At 40.6% G+C, this 3,092-nt stretch carries 2 protein-coding genes; both read left to right on the top strand.

Going from position 1 to position 3,092, the window contains the following annotated elements:
• Positions 1 to 661: 661 nt before the first annotated feature.
• Positions 662 to 1,654, top strand: a complete 993-nt coding sequence (locus NB504_RS00045; protein WP_258428049.1) for a hypothetical protein — start codon at positions 662 to 664, stop codon at positions 1,652 to 1,654.
• A gap of 690 nt (positions 1,655 to 2,344) precedes the next feature.
• On the top strand, positions 2,345 to 2,890 hold the full coding sequence (locus NB504_RS00035; RefSeq protein WP_002033333.1) for a GNAT family N-acetyltransferase: 546 nt from the start codon (positions 2,345 to 2,347) through the stop codon (positions 2,888 to 2,890).
• Positions 2,891 to 3,092 lie beyond the last annotated feature (202 nt).

The raw sequence follows: 3,092 nt of genomic DNA, 5'->3' as shown, positions 1-3,092 counted from the left end.
CGTTTAAGACAGATTCCCAACGCTTGGCATTTTTCATTCCATCGTTGGGTCTTGTGTTTAAGGTGGTATGGTTAGGTTTCGTGGTAGCGTTGCTCACTACTTAACGCGGCGTTATGCAACTCAGGTAAAATTAGGGGTTCAATCTTGTGGGATTTCTCCGGCCATTCGTTTTGTGTTGTCGGCAAATGAGCACTTTCACCCTCAAATTCGTGGTTAACTCAAACCGTAAAACAGGCAAGGTTCTTTGTTTGCCTCAATCAGTTTTAGTGCTGGTTTGTTGCCAATTCAGCGTGCTTAAAGTGGAAAGGGCAAGTTAATCGAGCATTTTGCTTTTGCTGAAGGTTTCGCTCGTTGAGTTTTCCTGACACAAAAGCTTGGTTTGGTGCTGAAAGGTGGACTTTGTTTTGGCGGCTCATTTATCACAGTTCTTGCTTGGGTTGATTCTTGAATCACTCAACCATTGCAATTGTGGCTTTTGGCCGTGTAAATTCTGTTTATCTCATTGAATTTGCATAACAAACGGCTCAAGAGGGATTGCCAACGCGTGGCGACTTTAGTGCAAAATTGAAATTCAGTGCTTACGGTGTGTTTTTTGAGTTCGGCGGTGCGTTGTCAACCCCTTAGCCGGGCGTTATGCCTCAGTTATACATAGGAAAGAAATATGGCAAATGAAGAGATACTCCGTAATGTACACGGAGAGGATGAAAAGCGTAAGAATAGAGAATATTACTTGGCATATGAAGAGTTAAATGAAAGGCAACATATGCTTCAGCAGCAAATTGCTCAGCAACAGGCTCTATTGCATGCACAAGAAAAAGAATTAAACGACAATCGGCAACGTTTGAAGCAAGAGCAAATGAGACACGAGAAGGAGCTCATGATTGAAGCTCGTGAGCGGGAAAGCATTTATGAGGAACGTGAAAGGGAGTTACTTTTACGGAGACAGAATTTAGAGGCTCAATTACGAGACCAGAAAAATGAATTAAATGCATTCATGGAGCATAAAGAAAAAGAAATTGCTGAAAAAGAGAATCGTCTAGAAATAGCGTATATTGAACTACAGCAGGAAAAAGAAAAATATACAGAAGAAAATAGAAAACAAATTGAGATTAAATCTCAAGATTATGTAATTACTGCTTTAACTGGTTTGGAATCAAAAGAAAATAGTTTTCACTGGCTAGCTAAGATGTGGTCTTTTATTGGTGCTATATCTATTGTATGTGGTGTCCTATTTATGGTTGTTTCGACATTTTATGGGCTGGAAAACTTTCATAATGTACAGATATTTAGTTGGACATACTTCCTTTATATTTTATTTAGAGGGTTAGTTGTCATTACAATGTTTATTGCACTTGCTCGCTATGCCTTTATTTTTAGCAATTCTTATATGCATGAATCGTTGAAAAATTCTGAGCGTAGGCATGCTATTAACTTTGGGAAGTTTTATTTAGAGGCATATGGTGCAAATGCTAGTTGGGATCAAGTAAAAGAAGCGTTTCAACATTGGAATATTAGTACAGATAGCGCATTTACAAAAAAGAACACTTCAGATTTCGATCCTAAATTGATGGAAAATATTATGGAATTAAGTAAAGCGTTATCAAAGAATGTGAATGGTAAAAAAGTCGATTTTGAGGCTGTGTCTAAGGCATAACAAACGCTTCAAGAGGGACTGCCAACGCGCGGCATTTTTACTATGCGTTGGTTTTGGTGATTACGGTGTTATGCGGTAAGTTGGTAGTAGCGTTGTCTGCCCCTTAAGCGGGCGTTAGCTGAGGTTAAGAAAAACCATAAAATTAAGCGCTTATTTTTCTTAGTCAGAGGCTCTAGCTTTACACCTGAAAGTCAGCACTTTTCCATGTATCTCGCCAGTGGCACTGTTCGTGAAGTGTTTGAACTAACCGAAGCCTTCTTACGGGAAGTGATGTGCTTGTTTATTTCTTTGGTGTGGCTTCTTTGGTTTTGAAGCTCTTTCGCGCTTAAATGGATTTCGCGCACTTGGTTGTTGGCTTCTTCGAAAGGATTCTTTGTAAATTTAAGCTCTAGAAACTCGTCAAGTTTTGCTGTTATTTCTTCTTTGCCAAGTGCGTTTCGTGGGTTAGGTTTTAGTTTCTCAGTTGTCCGTTTTACTTTGTCGCTTGAAAACAATAATGTGTTTTAAATTAGGCCGTTGGGTAGCAAATCTCAGGCTAAAGTGCAGCAGCTAACAAACGGCTCAAGAGGGATTGCCAACGCGTGGCGGCTTTGGTGCAAAATTGAAGTTCAGCGTTTACAGTGTGTTTTTTGAGTTCGGCGGTGCGTTGTCAACCCCTTAGCCGGGCGTTATGTTTCATAAGAGGAAATCATGTTTACATTGGATGTTGATACAGACCTAAAGCTTGCTTTGGTTGATCCTAAATTTGCGCCTCAATATCTCGAAATTGTTAGTAGAGAGCGTGAGTATTTGAGCCAATGGTTAGCGTGGCCTCCTCATGCAAACAGCGAAGAGTTCTTCCTAAGTTTTATCAAACGCTCATTACATGATTATGCCGATGGTAAATCGCTTGTTTGTGGCATGATTTATAAAGACAAATTGGTCGGAAACATAAGTTTTAACAGCATTAGCTATCAACTGAAAAAAGTGGAAATGGGTTATTGGTTAAGCTCTGACTATCAAGGTAAAGGGATCGTTAGTAGGTCAGTGCTGAAACTGATAGACGTTGCATTTACCGACTTGGACATGGAAAAAGTTCAAATATCGGCTGCAACGGGAAATCAGCCAAGTCGAAACGTGTGTGAGCGTTTAGGATTCGTGCTTGAGGGGACAATTACTCGTGCAGAAAACTTAAATGGTCGCATCGTAGATCATGCGGTTTATGGCTTAGATCGTACATCGTGGCCAGAAACATAACAAACGCCTCAAGAGGGACTGTCAACGCGTGGCGTTTCCAGTCCCATTGAGCCGCGGTGGTTACGGTTGTTGTGTTTGAGTTTTGTGTTATGCGTTGCCAGCCCCTTAGGCGGGCGTTATGCAACTCAGGTAAATTTAGGAGTTCAATCTTTTTAGGTTTCTCCGGCCATTCGTTTTATGTTGTCGGCAAATGAGCACTTTT

Source organism: Vibrio sp. RM-69-4 (assembly GCF_024743775.1).
GTDB classification, from domain to species: Bacteria; Pseudomonadota; Gammaproteobacteria; order Enterobacterales; family Vibrionaceae; genus Vibrio; species Vibrio anguillarum.
Note: the sequence above shows the minus strand (reverse complement) of the source record. Positions and strands in the feature narration are given on the sequence as shown.